The sequence below is a fragment of the Rhodococcus sp. USK10 genome (assembly GCF_019378875.1).
GTDB lineage: Bacteria > Actinomycetota > Actinomycetes > Mycobacteriales > Mycobacteriaceae > Rhodococcus_F > Rhodococcus_F pseudokoreensis.
Map to the genome: position 1 here is coordinate 739,985 of NZ_CP076048.1, position 14,188 is coordinate 754,172.

A 14,188-nucleotide genomic window follows, 5' to 3' on the forward strand; every position below is an offset into this window, starting at 1 on the left:
TCAGGGCGCTCGGCTCTGGCCGGCCAATCGGACCTCAAGGGTTCACGGGGCACCCCACGGCACGCTGCTACGCCTCTGCGATGAGCGCTCGGAGCTCCTCGCCGAGTTCGGGGGTGGCCGCGACGATCCCGCTCCAGCGGCGGGTGAGGTCGGTGTCGAACTCGACGGGCCGGCCGAAGGCATCGAGGACGACGCCACCGGAGGCGCCGACGAGGACAACAGCCGCGGCGATGTCCATGAGGCGGTGCGTGTCGCTTCCGGCGTCGAACGCATCGACGGCTCCTGTGGCCACCAGGACGGCGTCGAGGGTGCTGCAGCTGAGGATCCGGATACGGGTCGCCTTCTGCGCGACGCGGGTCCACGCGTCCCAGTTGTGCTGGTGCGGGCGCAGCATCGATCCGGCGGCATCGGCGACGGACCGGCAGCCGCTGGTGAGGTAGGGCGAGCCGGTCCGCGACGCCCACCAGCGCTCGTCCATGTGCAGCCAACTGGTCATGGCCTCGGTGAATTCACCGTCCACGACGACGGCCGCACTGAAGCAGGCCAGCGGCACGCCGCGGCGGCGTTGGCCGAGCCGTCGACCGGGTCGACCACCAGGGTGACGGCCGAGCCGACGTCGACCCAGCCCCGCTCCTCGGACAGCACGTTGAGCCCGGCCGCGGTGGCGGCATCAATGATGGCGTCCTCGACGACGACGTCCACGAACATGGTCGGGGTGCCGTCCGCCCCCTGCTTCGCGATGGACCGCAGCTTCTCGCGGGAGTAGGTGGTCAGTGCATGGCGGTAGGCGTCCACGGCGGCGTCGGCCGCCGCCATCAGCCCTGAATGTGCCTCGGTCCGAACTGTATTTGGTCGGGTTCATCAGGAGATTCCTCCACACAGATAGTTGATGATCAGTCACAAGGATTCGCCGATCCGGAGTTCGGCCCCTGCCACCGAATCCATCCTCGTCGAGGTCGCACGCGGCCGCGGCGCACTCGAAAGTCAGACGGATCAGATTTCATCGCTAGGACATCGCCCGGCGCATCCACATCGCGATGCCCTCGACGGCCATCACGACGGCGAAGACCATGAGGACGATGCGGAAGAACTTCGCGACTCCCGGAGTGGGAGCCACGTTGCGGGCGGCCAGGATTCCGATCGGCACGGGCAGGAGCAGACCCAGAAGCGTTGCCGCGAGTGCGATCTGCACCGTGACGAGAAGCTGCGCGAGAAGTTCGTCCCAGATTCCACCGGTGCCGGGTGGGAAGAACAGGTCGAGGGTGACGGGCAGAGACGTGATGCCGTCGGCCATCCGTGACAGGTCGATGCCGGAAGCCCACGTGGCGGCGGCAAGTGCCAGGGCGGTCGCGCCGAGATAGAGGGTGCGCCTGATCCGCTCGCCCGTCCAGGGTGGGCTGATCCGGTAGGCGCCACCGGCCGTGCGCAGGGCGGCGGGTTTGTCGGACGTCGCGTCACCGTTCTCCGCCCAGCCGTCGCCGGCGGCGAGCACCCGCTCGCGCAGTCCGCGACGCTTCGGCGCCCGGTCACCGAGCAGGGAGCGCCGGACGGCGCCGGAGACGAGTTCGATCACGACGCAGAGCGCGACGACGAACAGCGCCAGAGCCATTCCGCGGGGGTAGTTCATCGTCTTCATCGCCAGCGACAGTTCCATGCCGATGCCGCTCACCCCGACGTAGCCGAGGATCACGGATGCGCGCAGGTTGATGTCGAAGCGGTGCAGGGCGGTGGCGACGAAAGCGGGGAGGGCCTGCGGGAAGACGCCGGCCACCTGCTGCCACCAGGTGGCCCCGGCGGCGCGGAGGGCCCCGCACCCTGGACGCGCCGCACCCGCAGTCGCCGCTCCAGTTCCTGCACCGCGCCCCGCGCAGCCGCCCGGCCCACCCCGAAACGCTTCATCAACTCGTGTTCGCTGTCGAGTTTGGTGCCCGGCGCCAAGCGATCGATCTCGCATTCCAGTTGGTCCGCGATGGTGCGGTACCGATGCTCCGTCATGGCGACCACTGTCACGGGCCGAGTTGTACGGACAACTGCCCTGCAGGTAACCGGGAAGGAAACGCCGCTGAACGGGTGGACAAGTTGTCGGGCTGTTCGCGCCCGTCGATTGCCGACGCAGCCCGCGCGAGGGTGCCGGTCACCAACTGCCGCGCACAGCGAAAGGACCGTGCACCGCGTCGTATCGACGCAGTGCACGGTCCTCGAACGAACTGCTCAGTCTTTGCGATCCGCCGTGGCGGCTGTGGCGGTGCTTTCCTCCCAGAAGTCGGCTCCTTCGATGCCGAGCGACTTCGGGTCGAAGGTCGGGTCGAGTCCGTGCTTCTTCTGCTGCTCGAAGTCGCGGTAGACCTTGTAGACCATGGGGAACAGCAGTAACAGGCAGGCGAGGTTGATCCAGGCGATCATCCCGAGCCCGATATCACCGATGGCCCACACGATTCCGGCGTTCACCACGGAGCCCACGAAGACGATCGCGAGTGTGCCGACCTTGAGAATCAGCCTGGGCACCGGACCCTTTCGCCCGTTCAGTAGGAACAGAAGATTCGAGTTCGCGACGTAGTAGTACAGCAGCAGACAGGTGAAGCCGAACAGGAACACGGCTACGGCGATGAAGCCCGCACCCCATCCCGGCGCCAGCGTGTCGATGGACTTCTGGACCCAGTTCGGCCCTGCCTCGACGCCGGGAAGGTTCTCGACGAGATGTCCGCCGGAGCCGTCCGAGACGTTGTACTGGCCGGACACCACCATCATCAAACCCGTTGCCATGCAGATCAGCAGGACATCGATGTAGATGCTGAAGGTCTGGACGAGGCCCTGCTTACCGGGATGCGAGGTCCGCGCCGCCGCGGCCGCGAAGGTGGCCTCACCGATGCCGTTCGCCGACGCGAAGACCGCCCGGCGAACACCCCACGCCACTGCGGCGCCTGCGATACCGCCCAGCACCGGATCGAGACCGAATGCCGAGTTCACGATGAGCTTGATTGCGTCGGGGACGCTTTCGAGGTTCGCGAAGATCACGGCCAGTGCCAGCACGAGGTACCCGATTGCAAGAGTCGGGACGAGAGTCTGGGTGACTTTGACGATCCGCGTCGTGCCACCGAAGATCACCAATGCGATCAGCGCGGTGACGAAGACTGCAGGCACCCAGCTCGGCAGACCCCACGCCAGCTGAGCGCTGGACGCGATGGTGCTGACCTGAAACCCGGGGAACATGAAGCCGTAGCCGACCAGGCCGAGAAACGCGATGAGCGCCGCGACCTTCGGAAGCTTCAGGCCGTACTTGATGTAGTACGGCATGCCGCCGATGTCCTCGCCGGCCTTCTTCCGGTCTTCGTCCTCCACCTGCCGTTTGAACACCTGCGCCAGGGTGGCCTCGGCGTACCCGACGGTACAGCCGACGAGTCCCGTCACGGCCATCCACAGCAGTGCGCCCGGTCCACCACCGCCGACCGCGGTGGCGACGCCCGCGATGCTTCCGACACCGACGCGGCTCCCGAGAGCGAGCACGAGCGCTTGGAAGGAAGACAGGCCTCCTTCTCCCTCGCTGTGCTCCCTCAGCTGGCGAATCATGTCGGGAATGCGCCGGAACTGAATGCCTTTCATGGCAATGGTGTATGCCAACCCCAGGCCCAGGACGACATAGGCCATCGGTCCCCAGATTCCGTCTGCCAGAGTCGTGAGTAACTCGGCCCAGTCGATTTCCGGCACGATTTACCCGTTCCGGTCAGCGAGCTTCTTCAGAGCCCGTCCGATTCGCTCGACCTGCTCGGCGGGGAGCTCTGCCGTGGGTCGACGGGGAGCGCCGACCGGCTCGCCCTGCAGGGCAAGTCCTGCCTTGACGGCGGCGATGAACGGAACGGAGATCATCGAATCGATCACCGGGTACAGTTCGCGCCACTTGGCGAGCGCGCCGTGCAGGTCGCCGTCGGTGATGAGCCGGTTGACTGCGACGATCTCGTCCGGAACCACATTCGCGGCACCCGCCATGACTCCGGCAGCACCCTCGACCAGGGCGCTGTAGATGTAGGAGTCCCAGCCGATGAACGTACCGATCACGTCACTGTGGTGGTGGATCAGCTGCAGTGCCTGTTCCCAGTTCGCGCTCGAGTCCTTGATGTAGCGGATGTTGTCGACCTCTTCGGCCAGCGAGCGCACGGTGGCGGGGTCCAGGTTCACACCGGTGACCGCGGGGATGTTGTACAGCATGATCGGCAGTTCCACCGACGACGCGACATCCTTGATGTAAGTCACCGTCTCTTCGGTCGAGAGCGGCTCGTAGAACGGGGTGATCAGCATGAGCACGTCCGCGCCCGACTTCTCGGCGGCGCGGGAAAGCCGGATGGCTTCGGCAGTTGTCGTGGCACCGGTCTGAGCGATGACGGGTACCCGGCCATCGGCGTGCTCGATGACCGTGTCGACGAGCCGCAGGCGCTCGTCCGACGACAGCGCCCCGACCTCACCGGTCGATCCCGCGGCGACGACACCGTCGACGCCCGCCTTGATCGACCGGTCCACCACGACCTCGAGCTTGTTCACGTCGATCTGCTCGTCGGCGTCGAACGGGGTGGTCAATGCAGTGAGGACACCGCTGAGTTGCTTGGACATAAAGTGACTCCTGGATCGTTGGCGGGTGTTGGGTGTGCGGAATGTCAGGCGCTGGCGGCCTGTGCAGCGACGGGGCTGCTGTGAAGTGTCTGACGATGTGTGGCAAGCACACTCGTCACCTCTTGTGCGGCGGAGAACCCGGAGGTGATCGACGTTTCCGTGTAGAGCGTTCCGAGATAGTCGCCGGCCAGGAAGACGCGACCCGCTCCACGAGTCAGCGTGGGCTGCAGCTTCGCGCGGCCCGGGAAGCTGTAGGGCGACGCATTCTTCCATCGCGCGGCCTTGGCCTCGACGACCGTGTCGGAGAACCCGGGCCCGAGGATCTGCTCGAGATCGGCGAGGTGGGTCTGTACGACCTCTTCGTCGCTCTTGTCGAGCAGTGCCTGCCCCAGGGCTGCCGGCGAGAACGTCATGAAGCTGCCGCCCGGCTGCCGAACGGACTCGCTGCCGCGCACGATGCTTGCCTGGTTCAGGGCAATCGCGAAGGAACGCTTCGGGGCAGCGATGGCATAGATGTCGTCCCACGGCTGCTTCGTCTTCTCGTCGGTGAGGAACGCCGAGCTGACGTGGGGTCCGTACTTGACCTGCGCGAGCGCTTCACGCAGCTCCTGCGGCAGATCGACACCGACGCGATGCGACACGTCCGCGGTCGTGGCGAGGACGACGGTTCGCGCCTCTACCTCGTGGTCACGGCCGTCTTGGCGGTAGCGGACGACGACCGATTCCTTCTTGTGGACGACCTCCTGCACCTCGGCACCCAACTGGACGCGGTCGCCCAGCGACGCGGCGAGGGCTTCGGTGAGGGTGGAGGGGCCGCCGACGATGCCCCGGCTCAGACCCTGTCCGAATCCGAGCACCAAGCTGAAGTATCCGATGCCCGCACCCGCTGAGATCTGGTCCATGTTTCCCGCCGACCGGGTGACGGTCGTCTTGAACAGGGCCGCCGCATCCTCCGGCAGGTCCCCGACGAAATCGAGGAACGACTCGTCGTTCGCGAAGTTGTAGATTCGCTGCTGTCGCATTGCGCCGGACTCACCAGCACGCGTCCGCACCACTCCTGTGTACTTTCCTACGCCCGCAACGATCTTCATTCCGGCACGCATGGTCGCCATCCGCGCCGACAGGGACATCGGGATCCGGAAGGGGTAGGTGGCGATGTGTCCCTTTTTAAGGAACTTCCCGTTCATGGAGAGCGCCTGAAGCGACCCGGGAATGTCGACCGACATGACGCCGGCCTCGTTGAGCAGGGCTTCGGTCGACGATCCGGGGCCGGCGAACACGTGGCCACCCCAGTTCAGCCAGTACGACCCGCGACGCTCGGAGCGAATACGGCCACCGACGCGCTCGTCGGACTCCAGAATAATGGTGTCCCAATGACGCAACCGCCAACCGGCTGAGAGTCCGGCCAGGCCCGCGCCGACAACAACTACATCTCGCACTTCGTATCTCCTTGACTAGCGCCGCGTCCCCACCGGAGGCATCGGCGAGTTTCTGGCGAATCCTTGTTTCGGGACGCCCGTCCTGGCTTGCGGCAGCGCCGTGAAAGCCAGGAGGGGTCGAGTCGCACATATCGGGCTCTGATGGTGATGCCCGTCATACCCGGACCACTCAAGACTAAAGTGTGATCACAGATCACGCAATCCCGAATCGCGGAAATTTCGGGGATTCCGACGGCTGCGGCAAACTGACCGTCCGGTTATGAATGCGTCACCACCTCAGATTTGGGCACAATCGAGAGTGGAGACAGCGAACAGGCCCGTGCGGGAGGTGAGCCATGCGTCGCCCGGAGGAATCGGCACCGGTACCCACCCCGACCCGGTGGTGGCGACTGAGCCCGTGGAGCCGCAACCACCTCATGCGGCCGAGCGACCGGGCCGAAGCTGCCATCATCCTGATCACCGCCGTACTGATACTGCTGGCGATCCCATTCGCCGCGGCATTCGGAACCGCCACCCACGCCCGGCTCGAACAACAGACCCGCGCGCTCCGGGCTGATCAGCAGCAGGTGGTGGCCGTCCTACTCGAGGACACCCATCCCGCACCTGACACCCCCGAAGACGCCCTCCGCCCCGCCGGCAGCGAAGACAGCGCCCGCGCCCGCTGGACGACACCCCACGGCGAGCACACCGCCGTCGTGCCCACCGACGCCCCCGCCAAAGCCGGCCAGACAATCACCATCAGCATCGGCGCCGATGGCAACCTCACCGGACCCATCCCCAGCGGCGGGCAAAACACGGCTCTCGCGGCGACCGCGGCAACCGGGGTCTGGGCACTGTCCGCCGGCGCTCTCCTCATCCCCACCGCACTCACCCGCACGCTGCTGCGCCGAAAGCGACTGCGCCAATGGGCATACGAATGGAAACGGCTCGACAACCCCTGATCAGCAGGTAGTGGGTGACTCCGGGCCCCGAAGGTAGTCGATCAGAGTGTCGAGGACGGCCTCGAGATCCTCGACACTGCCCGTCGACCGCAGAACCTGTACCCCACCCTGAATACCCGCGATGAACGCGGATGCAGTGCGCGACGCATCTACCTCCGCCCGCACCTCGCCCGTCGCTTGCATCGCCTCGATCCCCGCCGCGACGTGGGTCCGCCACTGCGCCAACATTGTTCGGACCACCTCGGACGCCCCCGGAGTTCCGCCCGCCTGCGCCAGCAGCGAACCGAGCGGACAGTGCGCCCCCTGAGCGCGGTACCGGGTGACCAACGCCTCCCGCCACCTCAACCACGCCGCCCACGTCGTCAGCGCGCCGAGGTGCGGTTGCTGATCGTCGAGAACCCGGTCCGCCTCGAAGACGGCGACGGCAAGTAGCAGTTCGTCCTTGCCGCCCGGAAAGTAGTGGAACAGCTGCCCCTTGCTGGTGCCGGTGATCGCGCGGATGTCGTCGAGCGTGACCCGGCCCGGCTCACCACCCCGAAGATGCGTCGCCGCGCCCTCGACGATGCGCTGTCGGGTCGCGAGTCCCTTCGCTGTGATCGGCACGTGGCAACGGTAGCGCAGTTCTGGACCGGACAACCCTGACCGACTGCTATTGCCCACGATCACACCGAATTTTCTGGACTTGCTGGTCCAAAAGTTTGTTCCTACCGTCGGGGGCATGACCAATCACCTCACCGGCAACCGACTCCGCGGCCGCACCGCTCTCGTCACCGGATCGACCTCCCACATCGGCCGTGCCATCGCCCTCGCCTTCGCCGCCGAAGGCGCACACGTCATCGTCTCCGGCCGCGACACCACCCGCGGGAACGAGACCATCGCCGCGATCCACGCGGTGGGAGGCCGCGCCGACTTCCTCCCCGCCGACCTCGACGGCACCTCCGCCACCAGCCGCACCCTCGCCGAACAGACACTGCATCTGACCGGCGGGCACCTCGACATCCTCGTCAACAACGCCGGCGTCTTCCCGCCGTCCGGCACGCTGACCGTCGACGACGACATCGTCGACCGCATCTACGCCGTGAACGTCAAAGCGCCCATCTTCCTGATGCAGGCTTTCGCCCCACACATGATCGACAACGGTGGTGGCGTCGTCGTCAACCTCGGCTCTTGGGTGGCCCGCCTCGGCATCCCCCACGGCCCCGTCTACGCGTCATCCAAGGCCGCGGTGGAAAGCCTCACCCGATCGTGGGCCGCCGAATTCGGGCCCCGAGGACTCCGCGTCAACGCCGTCTCCCCCGGCGTCATCCGCCCCGCCGGACCCGACACAGACTCTCCGGCCGACGCCCTGATGCACTCCACACCCGCCGGCATGCCGGGCACCGCCGAAGACATCGCCGCCGCCGTGCTCTACCTCACCTCCGACGACGCCCACTTCATCCACGGGACGGTCCTCGACGTCGACGGCGGACGCGTCGCGGTCAACACCGTGTAGACGCGCCCGCGGCAAAGCCGAAACCGACGCAACGCACACGACCGGCAAGAACTACGCGAACCGCAGAAACAGGTACGGCCATACGTCAAACGACCCATGCGCAACGTCGCAGATCACCACACAATTGGAAGCACGTCGAAACCCGCCGAATCGTGAGAAGGAGGCCGCCGGACACAATGTCCGACCCACAACTTCACTCGCAGACACGCAGGCAGCACACCCCGCGCAGCCACAGACAGGCAACATGCGCCCCCTTTTGAGGGATCGGTGCTGCACTCCACGACCGCACCACCCCCCTGGTGCGCGTCGGGGGATCATCCCGCCCGTACGACGGCACCGTCGTACGGGCGGGCCTCTATGCCCGATGCCGACCGCCAAAACCCGCCAGCCGACGAATTCGCCTGCACCAGTTGCCTCAGCGTCCATCACCGCAGCCGAGCGGACTGGTCGTGACGAAATTCCGCATCGACTCACCCGGGTTACAGACCGCGTCTTGGGGCGACGTCGGGCGCGTATGTCACAGCGGCTGAGATGGTTTCAGGCTCCGTTGAAAACCCGGCCGTGGGCTCGACGCTCAGGTTCAGCCCGGACCGACCAGCACACCCGCAACTTCACACCGGCGTACTCCCGGCGCCCGTCGTCGACCTCACGCCACACAGATCAGGACGCCCACGACCGCCACTGCGACCAGCGAGGCACCGCCGCAGATCAGCCATGCCCGCGTTGCCAACTGCCGCCATTGCTCGCGCCGCTCGTCCACGTCCGCGACTGACCCCCTCGGGTCCGGATCGGGGACTCGGGGCCGCGAGAGACCGCGGACCTTCGCGTCCGCTCGTGCCGCCACACCGAACGAGACGGGAACTACCACGAGTGCAACCACAAGCAGAGCAACCATCGCGCCGATGTTCGTCCCGAACATTGTCGTTCCTTCCACACCAACAGGAGCCGGTCATGGGCGCCACGCCTACACGCCGGGCATCGGGAACTTCCACACCGCCACCACGACCACACCCATGATGAGCCCGGCGTACAGAACAGTGCCAACCACACTGACCCGCAATGTATTCAGCAGATTGGTACCCAGATTCTCGGTGATCGGTGCCATGACAACTCTTCTCTCACGTCTCTCACGTGCAGATATTCTCGGTTGCCACGTCGATGACGTGGCATACCAGCTACCTTGGACCGACTTCGACACCTGCACATTGGCCGAAATACCCACACCCATACCCGAATCTGGGTATGGGGGCTTGGGTCTCGGCTAAGAGTTGCAACCCAACATCCCCGAGCGCCAGACCTCCCCCATAAATTCAGCTGTGTCTTACGTCACATTGCTGGCGTCCGCACTCCGTCGCACGTACTCAGACACGCTGTAGCACAGAAAAATCCGACGACCAACCCGGTCGCAGGCTCGCGCCCGAGCAACCCCAACCGGATCGCACCCGGCGCACGAGGACTCGAAATCGCACTTACCAGTCGGTAATTCGGAAGGTGCGAAAATAGTGCAGTGGCATGGATCACACTCCCTGGACTTCCGTGCTCCGGCTCACGAAGATCGTTGATGCACTCTCCCCTCGAAGCGAGTCACCCCGCCCCCGGTCTCGTTCGTCTACTTCCGCGTTCACGCCCGACATCGGCGCCGCGCGGACACGGCATTGACCATCGGCGCAGTCGAATTCGGCGGTCACATCCACGACCTTCACCGTGCGGATCCCACCCTACGGACAGCCCGGGCACGAAATAGGTATGTCCAGCGGTCGTTCTACCGTCGCCGGATGGACATCTCGCGAGGAGTGTGGGAGTCGAACAACTCCCGAACCCTGCAAGTCGAGGCCCCCATGCACGATCTGCTCCACCGCTCCCCCCTCGTCGCACGCGACGTCTGCACCATCCGCCACCCCGATCAGTCCCCCGCGACACTCGCCCTCGACTCATCCATGTGCTCGTCGTGCCGCAGAACCGAACTGAGCGAAGCTCCCTCACCCAGGGTGCCCGGGGCACGATCTGCATCCGCTATGACCGGGTGATTGGCGACCGGCAGACAAGGTTCCGCTGCTCGGCGGCTCCCGACAGTCAGCCGTGGAGAAATCGTCACATCGAGCCCAGCTCGCCCCCCACGAAGAACGGCCTCGAGACAGTCCCTCGAGGCCGCCAAGAAGAGAGAATCCAATTGAGAAGGCTATACGGGTTTCTTGCGTGTCTCGCAGCCACCCTCGGCGCATTCCTGGTCAACACGCCGGCGGCATCAGCCACCGGTGTCGTGTCCAACGGCATTCCCTGGACCGACGACCTGAACCCGGTGCCGCACCCACCCGGCGTCATCGAGTTCTGCACGATGGGCGTCGTCGGTTCCGACTCGCTCGGCAACAAGATCGGCATCTCCGCCGCCCACTGTGTCGACGACGCACCCGACGGTGCGCCCGTCTACCGCTACACGCCGACCGGACCGCGCGAACACATCGGGAACATCGCGTACCGCAGTCCCGGCGGCGGGACCGGTGTCGACTGGGTGGTCATCCGCCTCAACGCTGACGCGGTCCTCACATCGGATGGTCCCAGTGCCCGGGTCGACGGGATCGGCGCCTCCGATCCGGTCGGTCCCCATTGCAAGGACGGGGCCGGTACCGGAATTCACTGTGGGTCGATCACTTCGCAGAACACGACACGCTTCTACAGCAACGCCCAATCAGGCGGTGGTGACTCCGGTGGTCCCGTACTTCAGAACAACACCGAAATCGTGGGCATGGTACGCGGATTCGACCCTCTGCTCTTCGCGTTCGAGTACATCAAATTCGCTGCCGTCCTCGACGGCATCAGCGCCCAACCCAACCCAATCGGCAAGGGCTTCGTCGTCACCAACAATTGACCCACATCCCACGGACTACCACACCTGCTGCACAATCAGCCACAACCATTCTCGGACAGGTTGAGGAAACGGACTGTAGTACAGCCACCAATTGTCCATTGCCCGTCCTTCCGCGTAGGCGCTCCGGCGGTCCGTCGATCATACGTCCGACCTCTCGACGAACACGGCGCCGAATAATCGGTGCACACCGCAGCCGTACCGCTTGTGGTGAGCAGCAAATCTGTCGGCACTGCGCCAGAGAACGGGTACATCCGAGGAGCGAAGCTGCGCCCCCCGGCCCATGGAGCACCCACCCGAGGGTAACCGACCGGCGGTCGCCGACGCCGGCAACTAACGGCCGACGCCTCGGTCTGATCGGCGAGGTAGGAATCGACGACCGCATCCCGTGTGCGGCGGCGAGCCACGGGATCGAACAGACGGATCGAAGCGCGGGGACCGTCCTTATCCAAGTGCCCACCAGGTCGGCGCAAGGCCTCGATGGCACCAGCGACATGCCCGAACGTGGACCGCGCACCGACGGGTTCGAGAATGTCCAGGACCACGGACAGCTCGGCGTTCCGTCTTATCCCCGTTGGTGGCGGTGACAGTGAACTCGAATTGTCGAGCGGCAGTCGAGTTCCGGTCAGCACGCCGTCCAGGATGAAGGTCGTCAGACAGGGCGCCGGCGATCACCGTCACGGTGGGGTGTAGCCGCGAGAACCGACAAGTTCGTAGGCGGTCTGGGTGAAGGTGCGGGCGGCGGTGCTGATGTAGGCGCCTTGTCGGTAGAGGAGGGCTACCGTACGGGACGGCAGGGGCGGGTCGAGGAGGACGGGGACAAGATGGGGGTGGTCGTGGGTGGTGGCGTCCGGCAGAACAGTGGCCACAGATGCGCGTTGGACGATCTCGATTATGGATGGAATCGAGTTCGCCTCAAATATAATTCGTGGATCGACGCGGTGTTCGGCAAAGTAGGTGTCGATGTGGCTGCGGGTGGCGAAGTCGCCACTGAGCAGCGCCAGTTGCCGGTCGTGTAATGCTTGCACGGGTAGGGGTTCCGGACTCGGATCAGAGCCCTGGACGCCGGTGACGAGACCGAGGGTTTCGATGAAGAGCGCGGCAGCAGTGATGCCGGTGAGGTGGGACCCGGTAAAGGCGATGCCGAGGTCCAGATCGTCGGCGAGCAGGGCCGATTCGATGCGATCCTGAGTTGTCTCGGTGAGGGTCAGGACAATACCCGGGTGGCGGGTGTGGAATTCGGCGACGAGTGGGCCGATGAGGTACGCCGCGAAGGTGGGGGTGGCACCCAGGCGCAGATGGCCGCGAGAGAGGTCTTGGACGTCATGAACTGCACGTTCGGCGGCTCCCAGATCACGCAGCGCACGCCGGGCATGGTCGACGTAGACGTCACCGGCGTCCGTGAGCCGGACTCTACGGCCGGTGCGGTCGAGGAGCTGTACACCCACTGCGCGCTCGAGTTGCTTGATCTGTTGAGAAAGCGTGGGCTGGGAGATGTGCAGGTCTTCGGCAGCGCGGGTGAAGTTGCCGTGCTCGGCGACGGCGAGCAGATAGCGCAGGTGGCGCAGTTCGAGGGCGGCCATGGATCAACTATAGCTGTCAACAATTGAATCGATGGATATCAAGTCTTGGACTCTATAGATGCAGTTCGTGCAGGGTGGAAGTCACAGCCGACAAGGGGCTGATCACCACTGAAGGAAGTGACCCATGCAAGACCTCGCCGTAGGTGTCGCCCACTTCCGGGAAGCCGTATTCCCGGAAAAGGCGGAATTGTTCGCCCACCTGGCCTCGCATCACACGCCGCATACCCTGTTCATCGGCTGTTCCGACGCCCGCGTCGTGCCGGAGTTGATCACCGGCACTGAGCCGGGTGACCTGTTCGTCATCCGCACTGCCGGCAACCTGGTGCCCGCCTACACGCCCGAAACCGACGGTGTGGTTGCGAGTATCGAGTATGCCGTGGCGGCGTTGGCTGTGAAAGACATCGTCGTCTGCGGCCACTCCGCCTGCGGCGCGATGACCGCGCTGGCTCAGGGACACGACCTCAGTGGTGCCCCCGCGGTTGCCGCATGGCTGCGGCACGCGGACGCTTCCCGGGCCCGCACCGCCGTCACCGGTGACGTCGACGCTCTGGTGCGCGAGAACGTGCTCGCGCAGCTGGCGAACCTGTCCACCCACCCTTCGGTTGCTCGCGCCTTGGCGGAGCAGAAGCTCACCCTCCGCGGCTGGGTCTTCGATATCGCCACCGGCGCAGTCGAAGTACTGCCCACCGCAGGCTCCGGTCTCGTTTCCTGACTCCCCTACACACAACTTCCACCTCGCGATCCTCGCGAAGTGGTCCTCCCGAGAAGCGAAAGAAGCACCAATGATGATGCAGGCCCAATTCGACCCGACCGCCCGTCAGGCCATCGCCAACACAGCTGTCGACGCCAAGACCCGCAAGGGCCTTTCCTGGCAGCAGATCGCCGACGCGTCCGACCTGTCGGTGGCCTTCACCACCGCCGCAGTCCTCGGCCAGCACCCTCTGCCGGAGCAGTCGGCAAAGGCCGTCGCTGAGCTGCTCGGCCTCGATGAGGACGCAGCCCTGCTGCTCCAGTCCGTCCCGACCCGAGGATCGGTCCCTGGCAATATTCCCACCGACCCGACTATCTACCGCTTCTACGAGATGCTCCAGGTCTACGGCACCACCCTCAAGGCGCTCGTCCACGAGCAGTTCGGCGACGGCATCATCTCCGCAATCAACTTCAAGCTCGACGTGAAGAAGGTTGCGGACCCCGAGGGGGGCGAGCGCGCCGTGATCACACTGGACGGCAAGTACTTACCGACGAAGCCGTTCTGATCCGACATCGAG

General features: G+C 65.4%; 16 protein-coding genes. 5 read left to right on the forward strand and 11 right to left on the reverse strand.

Translation table 11 applies throughout. The annotated features are described in order from the left end of the window. Positions 1 to 67: 67 nt before the first annotated feature. The 7 genes from I1A62_RS46310 to I1A62_RS10270 form a co-directional block, all read right to left on the reverse strand. Positions 68 to 496 (reverse strand): inositol monophosphatase family protein, encoded by a 429-nt coding sequence (locus I1A62_RS46310; RefSeq protein WP_257890778.1) that lies wholly within the window; start codon positions 494 to 496, stop codon positions 68 to 70. After that, a complete protein-coding gene (locus I1A62_RS46315) occupies positions 493 to 816 on the reverse strand; it encodes a hypothetical protein (protein WP_257890779.1) in 324 nt (107 codons plus the stop codon). Before I1A62_RS46315 ends, I1A62_RS46310 begins: the two co-directional genes overlap by 4 nt. 190 nt (positions 817 to 1,006) lie before the next feature. Continuing rightward, entirely contained in the window at positions 1,007 to 1,771 is a 765-nt protein-coding gene (locus tag I1A62_RS10250; protein ID WP_257890780.1) for a hypothetical protein, read from the reverse strand. Continuing rightward, on the reverse strand, positions 1,687 to 1,995 hold the full coding sequence (locus tag I1A62_RS46320; protein ID WP_257890781.1) for a GntR family transcriptional regulator: 309 nt from the start codon (positions 1,993 to 1,995) through the stop codon (positions 1,687 to 1,689). Before I1A62_RS46320 ends, I1A62_RS10250 begins: the two co-directional genes overlap by 85 nt. Before the next feature lie 216 nt (positions 1,996 to 2,211). Further along, on the reverse strand, positions 2,212 to 3,705 hold the full coding sequence (locus I1A62_RS10260; RefSeq protein WP_219458645.1) for a sodium:alanine symporter family protein: 1,494 nt from the start codon (positions 3,703 to 3,705) through the stop codon (positions 2,212 to 2,214). Positions 3,706 to 3,708: 3 nt separating this feature from the next. After that, the gene (dapA, locus tag I1A62_RS10265) at positions 3,709 to 4,602 is read right to left on the reverse strand and encodes a 4-hydroxy-tetrahydrodipicolinate synthase (RefSeq protein WP_219458646.1); all 894 of its coding nucleotides are present in this window, start codon (positions 4,600 to 4,602) and stop codon (positions 3,709 to 3,711) included. Between the two features lie 44 nt (positions 4,603 to 4,646). Continuing rightward, positions 4,647 to 6,041, reverse strand: a complete 1,395-nt coding sequence (locus tag I1A62_RS10270) for an NAD(P)/FAD-dependent oxidoreductase (protein WP_219458647.1) — start codon at positions 6,039 to 6,041, stop codon at positions 4,647 to 4,649. 335 nt (positions 6,042 to 6,376) lie between these two features. Between I1A62_RS10270 and I1A62_RS10275 the strand changes: the two genes are divergently transcribed. Then, the gene (locus I1A62_RS10275; protein ID WP_219458648.1) at positions 6,377 to 6,982 is read left to right on the forward strand and encodes a hypothetical protein; all 606 of its coding nucleotides are present in this window, start codon (positions 6,377 to 6,379) and stop codon (positions 6,980 to 6,982) included. On the opposite strand, the gene I1A62_RS10280 is transcribed toward I1A62_RS10275, so the two are convergent. Then, positions 6,983 to 7,585: a TetR/AcrR family transcriptional regulator gene (locus I1A62_RS10280; protein ID WP_124393170.1), complete on the reverse strand. Its 603-nt coding sequence runs from the start codon at positions 7,583 to 7,585 to the stop codon at positions 6,983 to 6,985. Between the two features lie 115 nt (positions 7,586 to 7,700). On the opposite strand from I1A62_RS10280, the gene I1A62_RS10285 reads away from it, so the two are divergent. Beyond that, the gene (locus tag I1A62_RS10285; RefSeq protein ID WP_219458649.1) at positions 7,701 to 8,474 is read left to right on the forward strand and encodes an SDR family NAD(P)-dependent oxidoreductase; all 774 of its coding nucleotides are present in this window, start codon (positions 7,701 to 7,703) and stop codon (positions 8,472 to 8,474) included. Positions 8,475 to 9,120: 646 nt separating this feature from the next. On the opposite strand, the gene I1A62_RS10290 is transcribed toward I1A62_RS10285, so the two are convergent. Further along, positions 9,121 to 9,393: a hypothetical protein gene (locus tag I1A62_RS10290; protein WP_124393172.1), complete on the reverse strand. Its 273-nt coding sequence runs from the start codon at positions 9,391 to 9,393 to the stop codon at positions 9,121 to 9,123. 45 nt (positions 9,394 to 9,438) lie between these two features. Beyond that, positions 9,439 to 9,579, reverse strand: coding sequence for a hypothetical protein (locus I1A62_RS10295; RefSeq protein ID WP_192581919.1), 141 nt, complete (start codon positions 9,577 to 9,579; stop codon positions 9,439 to 9,441). Between the two features lie 1,065 nt (positions 9,580 to 10,644). On the opposite strand from I1A62_RS10295, the gene I1A62_RS10300 reads away from it, so the two are divergent. Further along, positions 10,645 to 11,340: a S1 family peptidase gene (locus I1A62_RS10300; RefSeq protein ID WP_257890782.1), complete on the forward strand. Its 696-nt coding sequence runs from the start codon at positions 10,645 to 10,647 to the stop codon at positions 11,338 to 11,340. A gap of 674 nt (positions 11,341 to 12,014) precedes the next feature. Here the strand turns inward: I1A62_RS10300 and cynR are convergent. Further along, the gene (cynR, locus tag I1A62_RS10305; RefSeq protein WP_219458650.1) at positions 12,015 to 12,920 is read right to left on the reverse strand and encodes a transcriptional regulator CynR; all 906 of its coding nucleotides are present in this window, start codon (positions 12,918 to 12,920) and stop codon (positions 12,015 to 12,017) included. Between the two features lie 124 nt (positions 12,921 to 13,044). Here cynR and I1A62_RS10310 point away from each other — a divergent pair, with 124 nt between their 5' ends. Together I1A62_RS10310 and cynS are read left to right on the forward strand one after the other, a co-directional pair. Further along, positions 13,045 to 13,632, forward strand: coding sequence for a carbonic anhydrase (locus I1A62_RS10310; RefSeq protein WP_219458651.1), 588 nt, complete (start codon positions 13,045 to 13,047; stop codon positions 13,630 to 13,632). 73 nt (positions 13,633 to 13,705) lie between these two features. After that, positions 13,706 to 14,176 (forward strand): cyanase, encoded by a 471-nt coding sequence (gene cynS, locus I1A62_RS10315; protein WP_218268762.1) that lies wholly within the window; start codon positions 13,706 to 13,708, stop codon positions 14,174 to 14,176. Positions 14,177 to 14,188: the final 12 nt, after the last annotated feature.